This window comes from Kitasatospora sp. NPDC085464, assembly GCF_044541955.1.
GTDB lineage: Bacteria > Actinomycetota > Actinomycetes > Streptomycetales > Streptomycetaceae > Kitasatospora.
Map to the genome: position 1 here is coordinate 1 of NZ_JBITTM010000028.1, position 14,627 is coordinate 14,627.

Consider the following 14,627-nt stretch of genomic DNA (forward strand, 5'->3'; position numbering starts at 1 on the left):
CACCCTAGTGCGGCCTCCGGACGGCCGCACTAGGGTGGCGCGAAAAGGCGGTCGGCCCGGGATTCTTCACGCCGCGTTCCGCATTCATCGGGCGGGCGCCGCCCGGTTCGTCGGCGGACGTACGTGAAACTTGGAGTTGCGCGTGTTCCTGGGTGTGGAGATCGGCGAGCCGGAATCCGTGCGGTCCGCCGTGTCCGGCTGCGTGCGTGCCGCGGGACTGGCCGAGCGGGGATCCTTGGACTTCGTGACGCTCGACGAGGCCCTCACGCCCCCGGCGGTCTCCGTGCCCGTCCGGGGGGCCGCCCAGAGCCGGTTGAACCCGGTGACCGCGCTCGCCCACGTCGCCCCGCGGACGACCTCGATCGGGCTCGTCGCCACGGCGACCGTGACCGGTCTCGAACCTTTCCACGTGTCGAAGGCCCTGGCGACGCTGGACCACGTCAGCGCCGGACGGGCGGGCTGGTGCGTGCGGGTGGCCGGGGGCGCGGAGGAGGCCCGGCTCCTCGGTGAGCGCCCGGACCGGGACCTCTCCGAACTGTGCGAGGAGGCCGCCGAGTTCACCGAGGTGGTCGCGCTGCTCTGGGACAGCTGGGAGGACGGGGCGGAGATCCGGGACGCCGCCACCGGGCGCTTCCTGGACCGCACCAAGATCCGTGCCGTGAACCACAAGGGCCGGTACTTCCGGGTGAAGGGCCCGGGAATAGTCCCGCGACCGCCGCAGGGACACCCGGTGACTGCCGTGCGGATCACCTCGGAGCAGGAACTGGCGCTCGCCGCCCGCGCGGACCTGGTCTTCGGCCGCCTCGAACGGCTCGCCGGCGCCCGTCCACGGCTCAGGAGCGGAACCAGGACGATCGCGGACCTGTTCGTGGACCGCCGCGGGCTGCCGGCCGGCCGGTGGGCGTGGGGGACCGGAAGCGCGTTCGAGACCGGCGGCGTCGGCGAGTTCGCGGACTTCCTTCAGCGGCACGCGGAGACGGGCCCGGTGGACGGGTTCCGTCTGGTGTTCGCCGAGGTGGGCACGGAACTGGCCCGCTTCGTGGACGAAGCCGTCCCCGAACTGCGCAGGCGCGGGCTCGTCACCCCCTGGCGCGAGGAGTGCCGCAGCTTCCGCGAGCACCTGGGGCTGCCGCACCGGGCGCCCAACAGTCTGGTCCCGTAGGGGAACCACGTCACTCCGTCCGCGCGGATCGGCCCGGAGCGCGGAACGACCGGGTCCGCCGGGCCCGTCACCATCTTAGGAAGCCCTCAGTGAACCCTGAACCGCGCCGACTCCACCTGGGCGTTCTCTTCCCGGTCAACCCCAGTACGACGGTGTGGCAGGGCGGCCGCCCCGGCAGCCAGATCGACTTCGCCGCGATCGCCCGGCTGGCCCGGACCGCCGAGCGCGGCGGGTTCGACTACCTGCTGCTCGCCGACGACCTCCGTCTGCCCGAGCGCGGCGGCGAGGTGACAGAGGTCGGAGTGGCCGGCCGGCACGACCTGCTGACGATCCTCTCGGCTGTCGCGGCCGTCACCGAGGACCTGGGCCTGGTCGCCACCGTCAACACCACCTTCAACGAGCCCTACGACCTGGCCCGTCAGCTCGCCACCGTCAACCACCTCTCGGGCGGGAGGCTGGGCTGGAATGTGGTGACCACGCCGGACGCCTGGGTCGGCGAGAACTTCCGGCGCGGCGGCTTCCTCCCGCACGCCGAACGCTACGAGCGGGCCGCGGAGTTCGTCGCGCTGTGCCGGGCGTTCTGGCGCTCCGGCGGGTCCTTCGGCACCGGGCCGCTGGCCCACGAGGGAAACCACTTCCGGGCCGGGGGAGCGGCCGACACCGCCTACGAGGGCGTCGAGCCGGTCCTGGTTCAGGCGGGGGACTCCGAGCAGGGGAGGGAGTTCGCAGCCGCCCACGCCGAGCTCGTCTACAGCAGGAAGCGGGGCCGCGCGGGCCTTGAGTTCTACGCCGACCTCAAGGGAAGGCTGGCGCGCCACGGGCGTGCCCCGAGGCAGTTGAGGATCATGCCGGCGATCACCTACGCGGTCGGGCGGTCCCGGGCGGACGCCGAGGAGCGGGCGCGGGCACGGCAGCTGGACATCGTGACGCCGCAGTTGGCCATCCACCACCTGGAGGGGCTCTGGGGGTGCGACCTGTCCGCCCATGACCCGGACGGACCGCTGCCCGGCGTCGACCCGGACCCGGACGGAGGGGCGTTCGTCAGCGGACGGCCGAGCGGCATGGACGCACGGCGGAGGGCGGAGCGGGTGGCGTTCCTGCGGCAGGTCGCGGAGTCCAGGAAGCTGTCGATCCGGCAGCTCGTCGCGCTGATCACTTACACGAAGCCGCTGGCGGGCACGCCGTCCGACATCGCGACCGAGATGATCGAGCACGTCGGGGCCGGCGGCTGCGACGGGTACATCATCGTCCCGGACCGGGCACCCGGCGGGCTGGACGACTTCGTGGAGCACGTGGTTCCCGAGCTCCGGTCCCGCGGGGCCCTCCCCGAGGAGTACGGGCCCGGCACGTTCCGGGACCGCCTGGGCCTCACGGAACACCGCCGGACGCCGGTGGAGAGCGCTCGATGACACGGATCGCTGTCATGGTGGAGCGCTGCCCTGCGCGCCTTGGTGGCACTTCCGCGGAAGGCTTGCCGGGTGCCGGAGCCCGGAAATAGCGTCTGCACCACCACCGAGCGGAGCCGCGGGTTCCGTCCGAATCACTTCCCCGTACCACCTGTGACGGACCGTCATATCGTGGCGGCGTGACGGGGCAGCAGCGAAGTGCTGCGACGGCGAAGCAGCGCGACGGCCACCGACCGCCCTTCCGTCCCGAAGAGGAGAATGTGCCGTGAACGGACCGACCCTCCGGGTCGTGGGATCGCTGGAGGAGTTCCCCTCCGCACCCGAGGAGCTGACGGTGTTCCTGGCCGGCGGCATGCGCAACTGCCCCGACTGGCGGCAGGAGGCGATCGAGTCGCTCGCCGGCCAGTGGCGCCGGGCGGGGGCCGACCGCCCGGTCACGGTGTTCAGTCCGAGCCGGGTCGTCCCCGGCCGTGCGTTCAGCCAGGAGCTGGTGCGCTGGGAGCACGACGCCCTCCGCTCCTGCGACGTGGTCCTCTTCTGGTTCCCCCGGGGCAACGAGAAGGCGCCCGAGCAGCCGATCGCGCTCTACGAACTCGGCGTCGCCGCTGGGACGTTCAAGACCATCGCGGTCGGCGCCGAGCCCGGCTACGTGCGCCGCGAGGATCTGCGGGCCCAGCTGCGGCTGATCCGTCCGGGCCTCCCGGTGCGGGAGGACCTGACCGCCACGGCGGGCGACGTGGTCCAGGCGCTCCTGCGCACGGAGAAGGCGCTTGGCGGGGCGTACTCGGCGGCCGCCACCCTCCAGGCCGTCTGACCGGCGGGCGGCGCCCCGACCGCAGGAAGGAAGCTCAACCGTGCAGTTCCGTGAGCAGGCACTCGCCAAGCTCCAGTCCACCACCGACCTCGGCACAGCGGCCACGCTGGCCAAGCCGCGCAGCCTGGTCGCGCTGCTCATGGTCACGGTGCTCGTCGCCCTCGGCTCGCTCTGGGCGTTCACCGGGGCGATACCGCGCCAGGTGACCGTGCCCGGCATCCTCACCTACGGGCAGGGCAGTTACACCCTGGACAGTCCCGTCTCCGGGCAGATCACCGGCGTCTTCGCCCAGCAGGGCACCACCTTCCCGGCGCAGGCCCCGCTGTTCACCGTCCAGGTCGACTCGACCCAGCAGACCGTCCGCGCCTTCAGCGGCGGACGCACCACGGCGATCCTGGCGCAGGTCGGCCAGGTGGTCACGGCCGGCACCAATCTCGCCGTGGTCGAGCGCGTCAGCGGGCCGGCCGATCCCCTGATCGCGGTGCTGTACGCACCGACGAGCAGTGCCGGGCTCATCGCCGAGGGGAGCACCGTGGACCTCGACCTGCGGTCCGCCCCGGCCCAGGAGTACGGGGTGCTGCGCGGCGTCGTCCAGTCGGTCAGCCAGTTCTCGCAGACCCAGAAGCAGATCGCCGCCTTCCTGGGCGACGCCCAGCTGGCCGGCCAGTTCTCCGGCCAGGGCCAGCCGATGCAAGTGGTCGTGCGGCTGCTGACGGAACCCGGCACCACGAGCGGGTTCCAGTGGTCCACCCGATCCGGCCCGCCGTACCTGATTGATTCCCGCACGCTGGTGAGCGCTTCCGTGCACTTGCCATCGGTCAGACCGATTAGCTGGGTGTTGTCGTAGATGTCCGAACTCACCACCACCGACGGAACTCCGCGGACGAGGATCCGGCCGAGGCGCCGTCCGGCCCGTCGCGCCAAGCCCCCGATGGTGTTCCAGATGGAGGCGCTGGAGTGCGGGGCCGCGAGCCTCGCCATGATCCTCGCCCACTACAAGCGCTACGTGCCGCTGGAGGAGCTGCGGGTAGCCTGCGGCGTCTCGCGGGACGGCTCGAAGGCCTCCAACGTCCTCAAGGCGGCCCGCAGTTACGGCCTGACGGCGACCGGACGGCGGATGGACACCGAGGCGCTGGCGAAGCTGGCGCCCCCGGCGATCCTGTTCTGGGAGTTCAACCACTTCGTGGTCCTCAACGGCTTCGGCCGACGCCTGGGCCAGGACGTGGTCCACCTCAACGACCCCGGCAGCGGTCCGCGGGTCGTCAACCTCGCGGACTTCAACGAGAGCTTCACCGGCGTGGTGCTCACCATGTCGCCGGGCGAGGGGTTCCGCCCCGGAGGCCGGCGGCCCGGCTTCCTCGCGAGCATGCCGACCCGGCTGCGCGGGAGCTGGGGGCTGCTCGCCCTGAGCACCTACGTCAGCGTGCTGCTCGCGGTGGTCGGCGTGGCGTACCCGGCGCTCACCCGGGCGTTCGTCAACTCCATCCTGCTCGGCGGCGACCGCTCGTTCCTGACGTCGTTCTTCGGCCTGATGGCGGCGACCGTCCTGGTGACGGGCGTGCTCACCTTCCTGCGCCAGACCTTCCTGCTGCGGCTGCGGATCTCCAACGCGACGATCAACAGCAGCCGCTTCCTGCGGCACGTGTTCAGACTGCCCATCAACTTCTTCGTCCAGCGGAGTCCGGCGGACATCAGCAGCCGCGTGCAGTCCAACGACCAGGTCGCCGTGACCCTGTCCGGCGACCTGTCGAGCATGCTGGTCAACGCGCTGGTCGTGGTGCTGTACGCCTGCCTGCTGTGGGCCTACGACCCCTGGCTGACGGTACTGAGCGTGTCGCTGTCCCTGCTCAACATCGTGGCCCTGCGCACGGTGGCCCGGATCAGGGCCGGCGGGGTCAGCCGGGTGGCCACGGACGAGGCGCAGCTGTTGAACACCTCGTACAGCGGCCTGCAGCTCATCGAGACGATGAAGGCCACCGGCGGCGAGAACACCTTCTTCCGGCGCTGGGCCAAGGAACAGTCCGCCGTCGTCACCGGGCAGCAGAAGGTCGGCGTGCCGAGTGCCGTCATGGCGGTGGTCGCGCCCACGCTGGCGTCCGTCACCACCTCGCTGCTGCTGCTGATCGGCGGCCTGGAGGCCGTGCGGGGAGACCTGACCGTCGGTCTGCTCGTCGCCTTCCAGGCCCTGGTGTCGGCGTTCGTCAGTCCCATCGCGCAGCTGATCGCGGTGGCTCAGCGGGTCCAGGACTTCGCCGTCCAGGTGTCCCGGCTGCGCGACGTGGAGAACTACCACCCGGAGGAAGGGCCGGAGGCCTCCGACGGCCCGGCCGGGCGTCTCGCGGGCAACCTGACCTTCGACCGGGTCACCTTCGGCTACAGCCCGCTGGACGCCCCGCTGGTCAGCGAGTTCTCCTTCGCGGTGGGCCCCGGACGCCAGGTCGCGCTGGTCGGCGGCTCGGGGAGTGGCAAGTCCACCGCGGTGCGCCTGATCTCCGGCCTCTACCGGCCCTGGGAGGGCTCGGTGGACATCGACGGCCGCCCGCGCGAGAGCATCGCGCCGGAGGTGCTCAGCGCCTCGGTGGGCTTCGTCGACCAGGACGTGTTCCTGTTCGAGGGGACGGTGCGGGACAACATCACGCTCTGGGACTCCTCCATCTCGGACGACCAGGTCATCGCCGCGCTCCGCGACGCCGCGGTGTACGACGTGGTGTCCTCGCGCCCGGGCGGCATCTACGCCCACGTGGAGGAGGACGGCCGCAACTTCTCGGGCGGACAGCGCCAGCGGCTGGAGATCGCCCGGGCGCTCGTCCGCAAGCCGCGGCTGCTCGTCCTGGACGAGGCGACCAGCGCCCTGGACGCCGAGACGGAACTCCTGATCATGAACAACATCCGCCGCCACGGCTGCGCCACGGTCGTCGTGGCCCACCGGCTGAGCACCATCCGCGACAGCGACGAGATCGTGGTGCTGAGCCGGGGCGACGTGGTCGAGCGGGGGACGCACGAGGCCCTGTCCGCGGCCGGCGGCGCCTACGCCCAGCTCATCAGGGAGCACTGACGCATGAGCACGACATCCTCCGGGCCGGTCGCCCCGGTCGCCCCGGTCGCCCCGGTCGCCCCGGCTGCGGCGACTGCCCCGGCAACCGAGGCGGTCCCGGCCTGGCGACCGCCGGCCGGGACCGGGACCGAGGTCGACTTCGGTGAGGGACACGTCCGGCTGACGGACGGGGACACGCTGTGGGTGGTGACCGAGGGAGCCGTCGACCTCTTCGTCGTGGAGGCCGTCGAGGGCGGTCCGTGGCACTACGTCAACCGCTTCACCGCGGGTTCCGTCCTCGCCGCGCCCCCGGCGGGCGCCACCGGCGTGCCGGTCCTGCGGCCCGTCCTGGGCGCCCGCGTCCTGCGCCTGGACGCGGCTGACCTGGCCGGCCTCCTGCCCGCCTGCACCGGCTCCGGGCACGCCTGCACCGGCTCCGGGCACGCCTGCACCGGCTCCGGGCACGCCTGCGAGCCTGCAGCCCGGCGTGCCGCCCTCGCCCGGGGGATCGACGCCGGGCTCGACGGTCTCCTAGGCTTCGTCACCGAGCCGCCGGGCTCCCGTGAGCACCTGCTCCTGGGCGCCGGAGGCCGGGGCGAACTGGCCGACGGGGAAAGCGGCCGTGCGGCCGGGGACTTGCTCTGGATCGAGGTCCTGGCCGGCCGCCTCCGGGTCGGAACGCCCGACAGCGGCGAACGGCTCTCCCGCGGCGACACCTTCGTGGTCACCGGGGGCAGCACCGTCCAGGGCGATCCGACGGCCTCGTTCACCACCTGCGCGACCGGCGACCTGCTGGCCGGCAGCCGGTGGCGGGACCGCCTGGCCGAGGTGAGCGGGCGCCTGATGCGGATGGCCGACCGGGTCATCGCCGCCGACGGGGAGCAGGCCGAGTCTCGGATCCGGGCCGTGCGCGAGATGGAGGACGCGCTCGCCGACAAGGCCAACCGGGTCCTGACGGCCGTGCTCCAGCCGGCCGAGCACGTCTCGCGCAGCGGCCCCGTCCACGCCGAGGACCCCACCGAGGCGGTCTGCCGGATCGTGGCCGACGAACTGGGCATCGCCATCCTGCCCGCGCGCGGCTCGGCGGCCGCCGGCAAGACCGGCCCGATCGAGGCGATCGCGGTGCGCTCGCGCTTCCGCATCCGCGCAGTGGACCTGGGCGCACGCTGGTGGCGTACCAACATCGGCCCGTTCGTCGGGCGCCGCGCCGCCTCCGGCGAGCCGGTGGCCTTCGTCTGGAGGCGCGGACGGTACGTGGCGTGGGACCCGGTCACCGGCGAGCAGGACCCGGTGCGGGACCGGACGGCGGGGGAGTTCGACGACACGGGGGTGCTGTTCTACCCTCCCCTGCCCGAGCGGCCGGTCGGCACGGGACGGCTCGTCCTCTTCGGCCTGAAGGGCAGCGGGCGGGACATCCGCAACCTGATCGCCTTCACCCTGGTCGCGGTGGCCGTGGGCGCCGTGGTGCCCGTCAGCACCGGGCTGGTCCTGGGGACCTTCGTCCCCTACGCCGAGACGGACCTCATCGTGCAGGTGTGCGTCCTGACGCTGGTGGCCGCCCTCGCGTCGGCCGTCTTCGCGGTGCTGGAGAACCTGGCGCTGCTGCGCGTCGGGGGCCGTTTCGAGGCCACCCTGCAGGCCGCCGTCTGGGACCGGCTGCTGCGCCTGCCGGCCCCGTTCTTCCGCCGGTACTCCACGGGTGAGCTGGCCGGCGCGGCCCTGGGGGTGAAGAACATCCGCACGGTGCTGATGAACGTGAGCTACGTGGTGCTCTACTCCAGCGTCGTCGCGGTGGTGAACCTCGCCGTGATGTTCTGGTTCAGCGTGCCGCTGGCCCTGCTGACCGGGCTGTACGTCCTGGTCGCCGTGGTGTTCTTCCTCGTGCTGGGCGCGCGGCAGATGACCTGGCAGACCCAGTCGCTGGACCTGGAGCACAAACTCGCGAACCGGGTGTACCAGCGGCTGCGGGGACTCCCCAAGCTGCGGGTGGCGGGTGCCGAGAACCGCGCCTTCGCAGCCTGGGCCAACGAGTTCGCGCAGCAGAAGGAGCTCCAGAAGCGCATCGGCCGGTACCAGAACGCGGCAGCCACGTTCAACGCCGTCTACCCGCTCATCTGCGTGCTGCTCACCTTCGCGGTCATCAGCGGGCCGGCACGGGGGGAGCTGTCGATGACCAGGTTCCTGTCCTTCAACGCGGCCCTGGGCATCGTCCTCGCGGCCGTCATGCAGGTCACCAACTCCCTCTCCTCGGCCTTCGCCGTGATCCCCATGTTCAAGCGGATGAAGCCGCTGCTCGCCGAGCTGCCGGAGGTCTCGGAGACGCACACGGTGCCGGGCGACCTGACCGGGGAGATCGAGGTGAACCGGGTGACGTTCCGCTACGACGAGAACAGCCCGCCGGTGCTCGACAACGTGTCCCTGAGCATGCGGCCGGGTGAGTTCGTGGCGATCGTCGGCCCCAGCGGGTGTGGCAAGTCCACCCTGCTGCGACTGCTGCTCGGCTTCGAGACCCCCTTCAGCGGCAACGTCCTGTACGACGGCCAGGACCTGGCCACCCTGGACAGCGCCGCGGTGCGCCGGCAGTGCGGCGTCGTCCTGCAGCAGACGAAGCCGTTCGCCGGCACCGTCTTCCAGGCCATCACCGGAACGCTGAACTACAGCCACGACGACGCGTGGGCGGCCGCCGAACTGGCGGGCATCGCCGCGGACATCCGCGCCATGCCCATGGGGATGCACACGATGGTGAGCGACAGCGGCACCTTCTCCGGCGGCCAGCGGCAGCGCCTCGCCATCGCGCACGCCATGATCCGCCGCCCCAGGATCCTGTTCTTCGACGAGGCCACCAGCGCGCTGGACAACGAGACCCAGCGGATCGTCACCGAGAGCACCCAGCGGCTGAACGCGACCCGGGTCGTCATCGCACACCGGCTCTCCACCGTCCTCGACGCCGACAAGGTCGTCGTCCTCGCCGAGGGCCGGGTCGCCGAGTGCGCTCCGCCCTCCGAGCTCCTCGGCGACCCCACGAGCCTCTTCCACCAGTTGGTGCGCAGGCAGATGCACGAATCAGAAGGAGCGATGACATGAACCACAGGAGGAGGGGACTCCGGCTGCGGGCCGCCGCGGCCACCGTCCTGCTGGCGCTCGGAGGGACGGCCGGCTGCGGCTCGGTGCGGGGCGGCGCCACCGGCGTACAAGCGACGGCCCCGGAGACGGGCGTCTCCCGGGCGGACGCGGTGGCGGCGGTCAGCCGCTATGACGACGAGAACAACCGGGTCAACGGGGCCCTCGACAGCGCGGGCCTGCCCGGCATCGAGACCGAACCGTTGCTCAGCGCCGACGTCGCCTGGATGCGCATCAGCAAGGAGCTGAACCAGTCGGTCGCCCCGATCAGCGACCAGGGCATCACCGTCCACGCCCCGGCGGATTCGGCCTACCCCCGCTGGTTCCTGGCCGTGTCCAGCCGGGCGCAGGGCGGCATGCCGTTCCCCGGCCCGACGTACCGCGTCTTCGTGCAGGCGGGGCCCGGAGCGCCCTACCTCGCCGCGTACTCGCTCACGGCCGGCGGGCCGGTGCCGAAGGTCGCCGTCGACGCCGCGGGCACCGCCACCGCCGTCACGAGCCCGGACGGCCTGCTGATCCCCCCGGGGACCCTGGGCAGCGAGATCCTCGCCCACTACCAGCAGAACCTCGTGGGCAAGGACAGGTTCGCCTACAGCGCGCCGCTGGACGACAACCTCTCCAGTGGGTTCGCCGCGGGGACGAAGGCCCTCAGCGGCCGCGGTACGACCCTGTCCCGGGCGCTGACCCGGACGCTCCCCGAGAGCTACGCCCTGCGGACCGAGGACGGCGGTGTGCTCGTGTTCACCGCCGACGTCGTCACCGACACACTGACCCCGGTCCAGGCCGACGGCACCGTCTCCCTGGGCCCGAAGAGCAGCGACGCCGCGCAGTTGGGCAAACCCGGCGGCGCGACGGCGAGCCGGTTCACCATCAGTCGGCTGCAGACCTTCCTGACGTACGTCCCGACCGCGGCCTCGGGGTCGAAGGCCCAGGTCATCGGCTACAACGAGGTCCCCACAGCTGTCAGTTGACCACTGTCAGGCACACCCGCGAAACACCACCAGAGGAGTACACCATGAAGGACGACACCTTCCGGAACACCGACGCCGAGGACGCCGCCGCGGCGGGCACGGAGGTCGACGAGGAGATCAGCGACGGGGACCTGGACGCCATCGGGGGCGGCGACGGGGGTCAGCCGACCTACCCGCCGTACGTGTGAGCCCCCTGTGCCCGCGACCCCGGCACCGGGGTCGCGGGCACTCGGCATCGGTGGAGGGTGACGCCGGGTCGCGGCCTCGGTACGGAGTGATGCCGGGGCACCCGGCGTCACCGCAGGACGACACCGGGGGGCAGGCGGTCCCGGGGCTCGGTGCGCCAGGTGGCCGGCAGGGGACGGAAGAGGGTGCCGGGACGGGCCCAGAGGAGGGTGGTGACGCGGGGGTTGGCGACGAGTGTCGGGCATTCCACGCGGTGCCAGTTGCCCGTCCTCCGGACGGTGTCGCCGAAGACGACGCGCACCTCGCCCCGGGCGGCCTCGGAGAAGCCGGCCGAGGCGTCCCGCCAGAAGGCCTCGGCCCGGTCCGAGTAGTCGGAGTAGAACGGGGTGGGCATGCCGAGGCCCTCGATCAGCATCATCATGGTCTCCCCGCCGTACTTCCCGGCGGTGGCCTTGGTGGCCTCCTCGACCGACCGTCCCCGGCAGGTGCCGCTGTAGTACCAGAGCGCGGCGGGGTCACGGCCCTCGGCGGCGCTCCGGATCTGTTCCCGCGTCACCCAGCGGGCGGCATCGTTCGTCTGACCGGGCAGGACGATCCCGTCGTTCTTGGTCAGCCACTCGGTCTCGCGGGGCACCGAGTCGTCGACCACCTCGGCCCTGGGGCCGAGGTGGTCGACGTGGCGGTGGTGGTCGAGCTGGTCGCGGACCGTCACAGGTAGCCCGAGCGTTCGGGGCCGTCCGGCAGCGGCAGGAGCTGGACCACCGGGTTGCGTTTGCCGCCCGGGGTGAAGCGGAACGCCTGATCCGGGCGGTGACGCAGCCGGAAGCCCTGGTGCGGCCCGAAGGTCGCGGCGAGCCGGGTGTTGAGGTCACGGACGCAGGCGGCGGCCGGTTCCGCGGGGCCGGCGGTGACGAGGCCGAGCGTGCCCGGTTCGTCCTGGACGACCTGGTAGTCGGGGAGTCCGGCGGCGGCGAGCGAGGCGAGCAGCGCGTACGGCGAGTAGACGGCCCCGTCCCGGCCGACCAGGCTGCAGCGGGCGCGGCCCACGAGCCCTTCGGTGACGGTGCCGGGCAGGCCGCAGTCACAGGTGGTCGGGCGGGGAGCGAGGTCACCGGTGACGTAGCGGATGACCGGCATGGGCGTGGACACCAGGGAGGTCAGGACGATCTCGCCGACCTCCCGGCCGTCGGCGGGATCGATCTCGGGCAGCACGAAGTCGTCCTGGAAGTGCAGGCGCCGCCGCCCGCACTCGAAGGCCGCGTAGCCGGTCTCCGCGGTCGCGTACAGCATGGTCACCGGGCAGCCGAAGGCCTCCTCGGCCAGCCGGCGGCCGCTGTCGGGCATCTGCTCGTAGGTGGCGACGACTCCCCGCGGGCGCAGGGCGATGCCGCGGTCCAGGCAGTACCGGGCCAGGGCGATGACCCGGCTGGAGGAACCGGTGATCTGGTCGACGGGGAGACGGCCGACCACGGCCTCGTAGTCGGCGACGATTCCGGGGTCGTCGGGGTCGTACCCGCGCAGGTTGCACTTGACGTAGGGTCGGGGCAGCATCACCGGTTCCAGCAGGCGGGTGCCGGGGAACAGCAGCCCCAGGTTGAGCACGGTGCCGGTGTCGGGCAGGCCGAGGAAGGCGCTGAACCGCTCGCGGACGACGTTGGTCAGCAGCCCGCCGGTCTCCGCGGTGGACAACAGGGTGACGGGCTGTCCGGTGCTGCCGCTGGTCTGGGACAGGAAGAACGCACCGGGGGCCATCCGGCCGGTCGCGTCGCGGGTGACGAAGTCGAGGAAGCGCTCGCGCAGGTCGCTCTTGTGGACCCGCGGGAAGTCGCGCAGGCACGGCCGCTCGCGGGAGCGAAGGGCGGCGTAGTACGGCGCCCGTTCCACGGCGACGGCCAGCAGGTGGTCGAGACGTTCGCGCCCCCGGTCCGGGTCGTACGGCGCCAGGTCCTCGATCTCCTGGCGTTTCTCCAGGAACCAGCGGGACGACGCCTTGCGCGTGATGCGCTCGCGAAGCCGCTCGGCTGCGTGCGCAAGGTCGCTGGGCAGATTCAACGCGGGCCTCCGTACGGACGACCGGCCGGGGGCCGGCGAGGATCGCCGGCCCCCGGCCGAGGAGTGGACGTCAGATGCGCTCAAGGCCACCCGAGATGGCCTCCAGGTCCTCGTCGCCGATCTCGGCCGCGAAGTCGTCGGCGGCGGTCTCCGGGGTGGTGTTCTGGGTGTCGCTCATGATTCCTCCAAGATGCCGGGTTCCCGGGATTCCGGGCGGGATCCGGAGTAGATCGGTCGGGGGGAAATCGACCGGCCTCCACCGGGATGCTTCGTCTCTCGCTGAGACGTCTCGAAGCTATGGGCCTCGGTCAGGAGGGCACAAGGAACTCCCGACGGTTTCCCCGAAGCGTGCACGACGGGGCCGGGACGGTTCCACCGATCCGCTCCGCGGTCGGCGGCGGACCGTCCCGCCGCCCTGGACGCCCCCTCTCCTCGGCCGGACAATGGGCCGCCCGGGCCGCTTCCGGCCCGGCCCGACCCGTGTGGGAGCAACTGATGGAATACTTCGAGGCCCCGGCCGAGTACCACCCCGGCGGCCGGCCCGCGGTGTTCCTGGCGGGGGGCATCACCGGGTGCCCCGACTGGCAGGCCACGGCGGCCCGGATGTTCGGCGATGACGAGGTCGCGGTGCTCAATCCCCGCCGGAGTTCAGCGACTTCGCCGATCCCGGTGGCCGACCAGATCGCCTGGGAGTACCGGCACCTGCACCGGGCCGCGGTCGTGCTGTTCTGGTTCCCCCGGAGCGTCGACAGCGTGCAGCCGATCGCGCTGTACGAGCTCGGGATGCACGCCGGACGAGGTACCCCGATCGCGGTGGGTGTCGACCGGAACTATCTGCGCCGGCGCGATGTGGAAATTCAACTCTCCCTAGCTCGGCCGGAGTTGACGATCCACCACACCCTGTCCGACTCCGTCGGCGCCGCCCGGGCCCTGCTGGTGCAGGGCGATGCCGGCGGTGCCGCGGGCTGATCGGCGCCCTGCGCCGGCGCAGCGATGGCACGCATCCGTGCAACCGTTGCAGCGGCAGCGGCCCGGTGTGGTGGCGTCGGGGCCCGGTGCGGCACCGGTCGTGCCGTTCCGGTCTAGGCTCCCGGTCCGACGGGCCCCGCGGCGTGGGTGGTCCGGCCTTCGGCGTGCAGCCCCACAGAGAGGACCCCGAATGTTGCTCGGCCCGCCCCGGACACGTGAGCCCGCTCTCGCCGGGAGCATCAGGGCCGAACCGCTCGGGGAGTGGGTGCCCTACGAGGACCGGGCACCGACCAACGGCGGCGGCGTCGTCCTGCCCGGCCAGACGGACGACGTCTCCCGATGGGTGACGAGGGCGCAGATGCGCGACGCCACCAGGAGGAGCGGCCCCACCGCCCTGTGGTACTACTGCGGCACCTACCTGGGGAGGCCGGTCGAGGCGTCGGCGAAGGCCACGGCCGAACGGCACGGCGGCCGGACGATGATGATGCTGATCGAGGACCTCGGCCTGCCGACCCCGTACTACTCCGACTACTCCGAGCGGGCCGCCGCCTTCTGGCGGAACGCTTCGGTGGGATTCTCCGAAGCGGCCCGCGGCGAGATCCGGATCGTCTTCGGCGACGCCGTACGGCGGGGGAACACCTGGCAGCGCGTGGAATGCCCGACGCTCATGGCGAACCCGCACGTCACCGCCGTCCTGTGGGCCCAACCCGGTACCGCCTTCCGGCAGTTCCTGAGCGGGGGCCAGCGTGACCCGCGCTTCCAGCTACCCACCGGGGTCACGGTGCACCAGGTGTAGTGACCATGAGCGTCGTTGACGGCGGTCGGGCTCGATCACCTCGAAGACCTCCAGGTGGTGGGGGTGTCGGGGCTTCCGGGCGGGTCCGGTGGTGTCGGCGCGACCCGGAGGGGGCGT

The 14,627-nt window shown here is 72.2% G+C and carries 12 protein-coding genes; 10 read left to right on the forward strand and 2 right to left on the reverse strand.

What is annotated here, in order from left to right; translation table 11 throughout:
* Window positions 1-154: 154 nt before the first annotated feature.
* The 8 genes from ACIGG8_RS24240 to ACIGG8_RS24275 all read left to right on the forward strand — a co-directional run bounded on the left by ACIGG8_RS24240 (window position 155) and on the right by ACIGG8_RS24275 (window position 10,695).
* A complete protein-coding gene (locus tag ACIGG8_RS24240) occupies window positions 155-1,162 on the forward strand; it encodes an LLM class flavin-dependent oxidoreductase (RefSeq protein WP_396550811.1) in 1,008 nt (335 codons plus the stop codon).
* A gap of 89 nt (window positions 1,163-1,251) precedes the next feature.
* Window positions 1,252-2,571 carry an LLM class flavin-dependent oxidoreductase gene (locus ACIGG8_RS24245; RefSeq protein ID WP_396550624.1) on the forward strand — a complete coding sequence of 440 codons (1,320 nt, stop codon included), beginning with the start codon at window positions 1,252-1,254 and terminating at the stop codon, window positions 2,569-2,571.
* A 262-nt stretch (window positions 2,572-2,833) separates the two neighbouring features.
* The gene (locus ACIGG8_RS24250; protein ID WP_396550626.1) at window positions 2,834-3,382 is read left to right on the forward strand and encodes a nucleoside 2-deoxyribosyltransferase domain-containing protein; all 549 of its coding nucleotides are present in this window, start codon (window positions 2,834-2,836) and stop codon (window positions 3,380-3,382) included.
* Window positions 3,383-3,422: 40 nt separating this feature from the next.
* Complete coding sequence (locus ACIGG8_RS24255) at window positions 3,423-4,229, forward strand: HlyD family efflux transporter periplasmic adaptor subunit (RefSeq protein ID WP_396550627.1); 807 nt, start codon at window positions 3,423-3,425, stop codon at window positions 4,227-4,229.
* Window positions 4,230-4,313: 84 nt separating this feature from the next.
* Window positions 4,314-6,437: an NHLP family bacteriocin export ABC transporter peptidase/permease/ATPase subunit gene (locus ACIGG8_RS24260; protein WP_396550628.1), complete on the forward strand. Its 2,124-nt coding sequence runs from the start codon at window positions 4,314-4,316 to the stop codon at window positions 6,435-6,437.
* 3 nt (window positions 6,438-6,440) lie between these two features.
* On the forward strand, window positions 6,441-9,500 hold the full coding sequence (locus ACIGG8_RS24265) for an NHLP bacteriocin export ABC transporter permease/ATPase subunit (RefSeq protein WP_396550630.1): 3,060 nt from the start codon (window positions 6,441-6,443) through the stop codon (window positions 9,498-9,500).
* The gene (locus ACIGG8_RS24270) at window positions 9,497-10,507 is read left to right on the forward strand and encodes a hypothetical protein (protein ID WP_396550631.1); all 1,011 of its coding nucleotides are present in this window, start codon (window positions 9,497-9,499) and stop codon (window positions 10,505-10,507) included. Before ACIGG8_RS24265 ends, ACIGG8_RS24270 begins: the two co-directional genes overlap by 4 nt.
* Window positions 10,508-10,551: 44 nt before the next feature.
* A complete protein-coding gene (locus ACIGG8_RS24275) occupies window positions 10,552-10,695 on the forward strand; it encodes a hypothetical protein (RefSeq protein WP_396550633.1) in 144 nt (47 codons plus the stop codon).
* Window positions 10,696-10,802: 107 nt separating this feature from the next.
* On the opposite strand, the gene ACIGG8_RS24280 is transcribed toward ACIGG8_RS24275, so the two are convergent.
* A complete protein-coding gene (locus tag ACIGG8_RS24280; protein WP_396550634.1) occupies window positions 10,803-11,405 on the reverse strand; it encodes a hypothetical protein in 603 nt (200 codons plus the stop codon).
* The gene (locus tag ACIGG8_RS24285; RefSeq protein WP_396550636.1) at window positions 11,402-12,745 is read right to left on the reverse strand and encodes a hypothetical protein; all 1,344 of its coding nucleotides are present in this window, start codon (window positions 12,743-12,745) and stop codon (window positions 11,402-11,404) included. Before ACIGG8_RS24285 ends, ACIGG8_RS24280 begins: the two co-directional genes overlap by 4 nt.
* A 495-nt stretch (window positions 12,746-13,240) precedes the next feature.
* Here ACIGG8_RS24285 and ACIGG8_RS24290 point away from each other — a divergent pair, with 495 nt between their 5' ends.
* Window positions 13,241-13,714 (forward strand): nucleoside 2-deoxyribosyltransferase domain-containing protein, encoded by a 474-nt coding sequence (locus tag ACIGG8_RS24290; RefSeq protein WP_396550638.1) that lies wholly within the window; start codon window positions 13,241-13,243, stop codon window positions 13,712-13,714.
* Between the two features lie 190 nt (window positions 13,715-13,904).
* Window positions 13,905-14,510: a hypothetical protein gene (locus tag ACIGG8_RS24295; RefSeq protein ID WP_396550640.1), complete on the forward strand. Its 606-nt coding sequence runs from the start codon at window positions 13,905-13,907 to the stop codon at window positions 14,508-14,510.
* Window positions 14,511-14,627 lie beyond the last annotated feature (117 nt).

Bases quoted from the DNA above. Each gene is read 5' to 3' on its own strand.
- ACIGG8_RS24270 (WP_396550631.1), top strand. From the start codon at position 9,497: ATGAACCACAGGAGGAGGGGACTCCGGCTGCGGGCCGCCGCGGCCACC.
- ACIGG8_RS24290 (WP_396550638.1), top strand. From the start codon at position 13,241: ATGGAATACTTCGAGGCCCCGGCCGAGTACCACCCCGGCGGCCGGCCC.
- ACIGG8_RS24265 (WP_396550630.1), top strand. From the start codon at position 6,441: ATGAGCACGACATCCTCCGGGCCGGTCGCCCCGGTCGCCCCGGTCGCC.
- ACIGG8_RS24295 (WP_396550640.1), top strand. From the start codon at position 13,905: ATGTTGCTCGGCCCGCCCCGGACACGTGAGCCCGCTCTCGCCGGGAGC.
- ACIGG8_RS24260 (WP_396550628.1), top strand. From the start codon at position 4,314: ATGGTGTTCCAGATGGAGGCGCTGGAGTGCGGGGCCGCGAGCCTCGCC.
- ACIGG8_RS24275 (WP_396550633.1), top strand. From the start codon at position 10,552: ATGAAGGACGACACCTTCCGGAACACCGACGCCGAGGACGCCGCCGCG.